General features: G+C 72.2%; 1 protein-coding gene. It reads left to right on the top strand.

What is annotated here, in order from left to right; all coding sequences use genetic code 11:
- Positions 1 to 7 precede the first annotated feature (7 nt).
- Entirely contained in the window at positions 8 to 7618 is a 7611-nt protein-coding gene (locus ACOJUJ_RS07105) for an amino acid adenylation domain-containing protein (protein ID WP_420126163.1), read from the top strand.

The following is a 7618-nucleotide window of genomic DNA, read 5'->3' as shown; positions in this document are numbered from 1 at the left end:
CGACGTGGTGATCGTCAACTCCGTCGCGCAGTACTTCCCGGACCTGGATTACCTGCTGCGCGTGCTGGACGGTGCCGCGGCGGCGCTGCGGCCGGGCGGGCGCATCTTCCTGGGCGACGTGCGCAGCCTGCCGCTGGCGGGTGCGTTCCACGCCTCGGTGGAACTGACGCGCGCGTCCGACGACCTGTCCGTCGAGCGGCTGCGGGACCGGGTGCGTCGCGGGGTGGCGGAGGAGCAGGAGCTGCTGCTGGATCCGGCGCTCTTCGAGGCCGTGCGGTCGCGGATGCCGCGCCTGGGCCGCGTGGAAGTGCAGGTGAAGCGGGGCGAGTACGACAACGAGGTCTCCCGCTTCCGCTACGACGTCGTCCTCCACCTGGACCAGGTCGCCGCCGACGTGGCGGAGCCGGTTGTCCGCGAGTGGGGCGGGGAGGACGCGGTCGGCCTGCGGGCGCTGGCGGAAGGGAACGCATCGGCGCTGCTGATCCGTGGCGTGACCGACGCACGGGTGCGGGAGCACGCCCGCGCGTACGAGCTGGTATCGGCTGGTGGTGATGGGGGGAGCGCGGCGGTCCTGCGCGCGCGTGCGGCCGAGGCCGCGGATGGAATCGCCCCCGAGGCGCTGTTCGCGCTAGGCGAGGAGATGGGTCGTGCCGTGGAGGTGCGCCCGGGCGCGCCCGGCACGCTGGACGTGCTCGTCCACCCCGCCGGCGGCGTCGCGCGGTTCCCCGCGCAGGTGGATGGGGAGCGGCCGTGGGAGAGCTACGCGAACGACCCGCAGTGGGGCCGCCGCATGCGCGCGCTGGTCCCCGCGCTTCGCGAAACCGCGCGCGCCCGGCTGCCCGAGTACATGGTGCCCAGCGCCTTCGTGGTGCTGGAGTCGTTCCCCGTCACCCCCAACGGCAAGGTGGACCGCGGCGCGCTCCCCGCGCCCGACACGGGCTCCGCCCGCGGGACGTACGTGGCGCCCCGCACCCCGGCCGAGGAGCAGATGGCCGGGATCTGGGCGGAGGTGCTGGGTGTGGAGCGGGTAGGGGCGGAGGACCACTTCTTCGACCTGGGCGGGCACTCCCTGCTGGCCACCCAGCTGGTGTCGCGGGTGCGCGAGGCGTTCGGGGCCGAGCTGCCGCTGCGGGCCGTGTTCGAGGCGCCCACGCTGGCGGAGCTGGCGGGCCGCGTGGAGCTGCTGCGGGCGGAGCTGGGCGACGCCGCGGCCCCGCCGCTGGTGCCGGCGCAGCGCGACGGCGGGCCGCTGCCGCTGTCGTTCGCGCAGCAGCGGCTGTGGTTCATCGAGCAGCTGGAGCCGGGGAGCACCGCCTACCACATGCCGTCCGTGCTGCGGCTGCGCGGGCCGCTGGATACGGACGTGCTGGAGCGCGCGCTGGCCGAGGTGGTGCGCCGGCACGAGGCGCTGCGTACCACCTTTGGCGAGGCCAATGGCGTGCCGTTCCAGGTGGTGCACCCCGCGGGCGGGGCGGTGCTGGAGCTGACCGACCTGTCGGGCCTGGCGCCCGAGGAGCGCGACGCCGAGGCCCGCCGGCTTGCCGGCGAAGCGGTGCAGCGCCTGTTCGACCTGCGCACGGGGCCGCTCTTCCGCACCAGCCTGCTGCGCCTGGCCGCGGACGATCACGTGCTGGTGCTGGCCATGCACCACGTGGTCACCGACGGCTGGAGCATGGGCGTGCTCTTTGGCGAGCTGAGCGCGCTGTACCAGGCGTTCGCGCGCGGCGAGGCCTCGCCGCTGCCGGAACTGCCGGTGCAGTACGCCGACTACGCGGTGTGGCAGCGCGGCTGGCTGAGCGGCGAGGTGCTGGAGCGGCAGATCGAATGGTGGCGCGAGCGCCTGGACGGCGCCCCCCCCGTGCTGGAGCTGGGGACCGACCGCCCCCGGCAGATGACGCCGGGCCGCCGCGTAGGGCGCGTGTTCCGCCCGCTCCCGGCCGAGACGGCCGAGGGGGTGCGGGCGCTGGCCCGGCGCGAGGGTGCCACGCTGTACATGGTGCTGCTGACCGCGCTGGACGTGCTGCTGGCACGCTGGTCGGGGCAGGAGGACGTGGTGGTGGGCACGCCCGTCGCCAACCGCACGCGGCGGGAGACGGAGGGGCTGATCGGCTTCTTCGTCAACACGCTGGCGCTGCGCACCGACCTTTCCGGCAACCCGTCGTTCCAGGCGCTGCTGGGCCGGGTGCGCGAAGCCACGCTGGGGGCGTACCAGCATCAGGACGTGCCTTTCGAGCGCCTGGTCGAAGCGCTGCAGGTGGAGCGCAGCCTGAGCCACACGCCGCTCTTTCAGGTGATGTTCGCCGTCAACGACGGCGGCGCCGGCGACCGGCCGTCGTGGGGCGGGCTGGAGGTGGAGCCGTTCGGCGCGGGCGGTGGCGCGGCGAAGTTCGACCTGGACGTGATGGTGGTGGAGCAGGGGGGCGAGCTGGGCGTAGGCTTTACCTACCGCGACGAGCTGTGGGACGTGCCCACGATGGAGCGGCTGGCCGCCGCGTACGCCGTGCTGCTGGAGGCCGCCGCGGCCGACGCCAGCCGTCGTATCCTGGACGTCCCGCTGATGAGGGACGTGGAACGGCAGCGGGTGATCGTGGACTGGAACCGCACGGAGCGTCCGTACCCGCGCGGCGTCTGCATCCACGAACTGTTCGACGCGCAGGTGCGGGAGCGTCCCGACGCCCTGGCGCTGATCTGGGGCGACGAGTCGCTGACCTACCGGGAGCTGGATGCGCGGGCCAACCAGCTCGCCCATCACCTGGTGCGCCTGGGCGTGGGGCCCGATGCCCGCGTGGGCGTGCTGCTGGAGCGCAGCGTGGAGCTCATCGTCTCCATCCTGGCCGTGCTCAAGGCGGGCGGCTGCTACGTGCCGCTGGACCCCGGCTACCCGGCCGAGCGGCTGCGGCTGATGCTGGCGGACAGCAGCGTTCGCGTGCTGCTCACCCGCGGCGAGCTTGCGGAGGTGGTGGAGGCGGGCGGACTCGACGTCATCCACCTGGACCAGGCGGCGGATGCCCTCGCGGCGGAGCCGACGGAAGCGCCGGCCAGCGGCGCGACGCCGGAGAACCTGGCGTACATCGTCTACACCAGCGGCAGCACGGGCAAGCCCAAGGGCGTGATGGTGGCGCACCGCCACGTGGTCCAGCTGGTGGTGGAGACCGACTACGTGCGGTTTGGCCCGGGAGACCGCATCGCGCAGGCGTCCAACGCCAGCTTCGACGCGCTGACGTTCGAAGCGTGGGGCGCGCTGATGAACGGCGCCACGCTGGTGGGGATCCCGCGCGACGTGCTTCTTTCGCCCCCCGCTCTTCGCGAGATGCTGCGCGTGGAGCGCATCACGACGCTGTACCAGACGACGGCGCTGCTGAACCAGCTTTCGCGCGAGCAGCCGGACATCTTTGCCACGCTGCGCGAGGTGCTGTTCGGCGGGCAGGCGTCGGACGCCGACAGCGTGCGCCGGCTGCTCAAGGCGGGCGGCCCGCAGCGGTTGCTGCACGTGTACGGTCCCACCGAGACGACCGCCTGGTGCTCGTGGGAGCAGGTGGAACACGTCGCGGAGGACGCGCTGACGGTCTCCGTGGGCCGGCCCACCGGCAACCAGCGTATCTATCTCCTGGATTCCGTCCTCAATCCCGTCCCGGTAGGCGTGCCGGGCGAGGCGTACGTGGGCGGCGACGGCGTGGTGCGTGGCTACCTGGATCGTCCGGGACTGACGGCGGAGCGCTTTCTTCCCGACCCGTTCGCCGTGGAGCCGGGCACGCGGATGTACCGCACCGGCGACCGGCTGCGGCTGAAGCCGGACGGAAAGCTGGAGTTCATCGGCCGGGTTGACGAGCAGGTCAAGGTGCGCGGCTTCCGCATCGAGCCCGGCGAGATCGAGGCGGCGCTGACCGCCCACGCCGGCGTACACGAGGTGCGGGTGATCGTGCGCCAGGACCGCCCCGGCGAGCAGCTTCTGGTGGCGTACGTCGTGGGCCAGGCGGACGCGGACGCGCTGCGCGAGCACCTGCGGGAGAGCCTGCCGGAGTACATGGTGCCCAGCGCGTTCGTGACGCTGGAGCGCATTCCGCTTACGCCCAACGGCAAGCTGGACGTAAAGGCGCTCCCCGCGCCGGACCTGGCTTCGGCGGAGGAGAAGTACGTGGCGCCCGGCACGCCGGCGGAGGAGGTGCTGGCGGGGATCTGGGCCGAGGTGCTGCGCCTGGAGCGCGTGGGCGTGGAGGACAGCTTCTTCGAACTGGGCGGGCACTCGCTGCTGGCCACGCGGGTGGTGTCGCGGGTGCGCGAGGTGTTCGCGGTGGAGCTGCCGCTGCGGGCGCTGTTCGAAGGCCCCACGGTGGCCAGGCTGGCCGCGCGCGTGGAAGAGCTGCGCCAGGCGGAGCTGCCGGTGCTGCCGCCCGTGGTGCCGGTGCAGCGCACGGCGCCGCTGCCGCTGTCGTTCGCGCAGGAGCGGCTGTGGTTCATCGACCGGCTGGAGCCGGAGAGCACCGTCTACAACATCCCCGTGGCGCGGCGGTTCGCGGGCGCGCTGGACGCGCGGGCGTTCGAGCGCGCGCTGGGCGAGATCGTCCGGCGGCACGAGGCGCTGCGCACCGTCTTCCGCGAGGTGGATGGCTCGCCGGTGCAGGTGATCGCGCCGTTCGACGGATTCTCGCTGCAGCTCCACGACCTTTCCGGCCTTGCCGAGGCCGAGCGCGAGGCGGAGGTGACGCGGCGCGCCACCGCGGACGCAATGCTGCCGTTCGACCTGACGGCCGGGCCCCTGTTCCGCGCCGAGCTGCTGCGGCTGAGCGCCGAGGAGCACGTGCTACTGCTGTCCATGCACCACATCGTCAGCGACGGGTGGAGCATGGGGGTGCTGGACCGGGAGATGTGGACGCTGTACGAGGCGTACCGCGACGGGCGCGCGTCGCCGCTGCCGGAGCTGGCGGTGCAGTACGCCGACTACGCGGTGTGGCAGCGCGAGCAGCTGGCGGGCGAAGCGCTGGACCGGCAGCTGGGCTACTGGCGTGAGCAGCTGACGGGTGCGCCGGAGCTGCTGGAGCTGCCCACCGACCATCCCCGCCCGCCGGTACAGACCTACCGGGGCGGGCACGAGCCGGTCGGGTTCCCCGGCGAGATGGTGGAGCGCCTTCGGGCGCTGGCGCAGAGCGAAGGCGCCACGCTGTACATGGTGGTGCTGGCGGCCTTCCAGGTGCTGCTGGGCAAGTACAGCGGCAGCGACGACGTGGTGGTGGGCAGCGCGATCGCGGGGCGGACGCGGAAGGAGATCGAGGAGCTGATCGGCTTCTTCGTCAACACGCTGGTGCTGCGCACCGACCTGAGCGGAGACCCGGATTTCCGCGAGGTGCTGCGGCGGGTGCGCCAGGTCACGCTGGGCGCGTACGAGCACCAGGAGGTGCCGTTCGAAAAGCTGGTGGCCGAGCTGAGCCCGGAGCGGTCGCTGAGCCATTCGCCGCTCTTCCAGGTGATGTTCTCGCTGGAGAACGCGGATGGCGGTGGAGAGGGCGGCGACGCGGGCGGCGAGCTGGACGTGAGTGGCGTGGGCGCGGACCTGGGCGCCACCAAGTTCGATCTTTCCCTGGGGCTTACGGCCACCCCGCACGGACTGTGGGGCGGGCTGACGTACCGCACCGACCTGTTCGAGGCCGACACCATCCAGCGCCTGGTGCGGCACCTGGAGCGGGTGCTGGAGCAGGTCGCGCTGGATGCGGACGTGCGGCTTTCGCGCCTGGAGCTTACCGGGCCCCGGGAGCGCGCGATGGTGCTGGAGGAGTGGAACCAGACGGAGCGGCCGTACCCGCGCGGCGTGTGCGTGCACGAGCTGTTCGACGCGCAGGTGCGGGAGCGGCCGGATGCCCTGGCGCTGGCCTGGGGCGACGTGCAGCTGACCTACCGCCAGCTGGACGCGCGGGCCAACCAGCTGGCGAACCACCTGGTGCGCCTGGGCGTGGGGCCGGATGCCCGCGTGGGCGTGCTGCTGGAGCGCAGCGTGGAGCTGATCGTCTCCATTCTGGCCGTGCTCAAGGCGGGCGGGTGCTACGTGCCGCTGGACCCCAGCTATCCGGCCGAGCGGCTGCGCCTGATGCTGGCGGACAGCAGCGTTCGCGTGCTGCTGAGCCGCGGCGACGTGGCGGGAGAGATGGAGGCCGACGGACTGGCCGTCGTCCACCTGGACCAGGCGGCCGATGCCCTGGCGTCGGAGTCGACGGAAGCGCCGGTCAGCGGTGCGATGCCGGAGAACCTGGCGTACATCGTCTACACCAGCGGCAGCACGGGCAAGCCCAAGGGCGTGATGGTGGCGCACCGGCACGTGGTTCAGCTCGTGGTGGAAACCGACTACGTCCACATCCGCCCCGGCGACCGCGTGGCGCAGGCGTCCAACGCCAGCTTTGACGCGCTGACGTTCGAGGCGTGGGGCGCGCTGATGAACGGCGCCACGCTGGTCGGCATCCCCCGCGACGTGCTCCTTTCGCCCCCCACCTTCCGCGAGATGCTGCGGGAGGAGCGGATCACGACGCTGTACCAGACGACGGCGCTGCTCAACCAGCTTTCGCGCGAGCAGCCGGACATCTTTGCTCCGCTGCGCGACGTGCTCTTCGGCGGGCAGGCGTCGGACGCGGACAGCGTGCGCCGGCTGCTGAAGGCCGGCGGTCCCCAGCGGCTGCTGCACGTGTACGGGCCCACCGAAACGACCGCCTGGTGCTCGTGGGAAAAGGTGGAACACGTGGCGGAGGATGCGCTGACCGTCTCCGTCGGGCGGGCCACGGGGAACCAGCGAATCTACCTCCTCGATTCCGCGCTGAACCCGGTGCCGGTGGGGGTGCCGGGCGAAGCGTACGTGGGCGGCGACGGCGTGGTGCGCGGCTACCTGGACCGTCCGGGGCTGACGGCGGAGCGCTTTCTCCCCGATCCGTTCGCTGCGCAGCCGGGCATGCGGATGTATCGGACGGGTGACCGGCTGCGGTGGAAGGCGGACGGCAAGCTGGAGTTCATTGGCCGCGTGGACGAGCAGGTCAAGATCCGCGGCTTCCGCATCGAGCCGGGCGAGATCGAGGCGGCGCTGACCGCCCACGCCGGCGTCCAGGAGGTGCGGGTGATCGTGCGCGAGGACGAGCCCGGCAAGCAGCGGCTGGTGGCGTACGTCGTGGGCACGGCGGACGGGGATACGCTGCGGGAGTATCTGCGGGAGAGCATGCCGGAGTACATGATTCCCGGCGCGTTCGTGGGGCTGGAGCGCATCCCGCTCACGCCCAACGGCAAGCTGGACCGCAAGGCGCTGCCCGCGCCGGAGCTGGCGTCGGCGGAGGAGATGTACGTGGCGCCACGTACGCCGGTGGAAGAGGTGCTGGCCGAGATCTGGGTCGAGGTGCTGCGCCTGGAGCGCGTGGGCGTGCACGACAGCTTCTTTGACCTGGGCGGGCACTCGCTGCTGATCATGCGCCTGCTGGCCAAGATCCAGGCCACGTTCGACCTGGAAATCTCCATCCGCACCGTGTTCTCCATGCCCACGCTGGAAGCCATGGCGGCCGAGATCGAGCGCAGGATCTACGAAGACGTGGCCGACATGACCGAAGACGAGGCCGCGCAGCTGGCCGAGTCCAACCCCGTTGCAGGAATCTGA

This window comes from Longimicrobium sp., from assembly GCF_048594345.1.
Lineage (GTDB): Bacteria > Gemmatimonadota > Gemmatimonadetes > Longimicrobiales > Longimicrobiaceae > Longimicrobium.
This window is presented reverse-complemented; position numbering and strand designations above follow the sequence as displayed.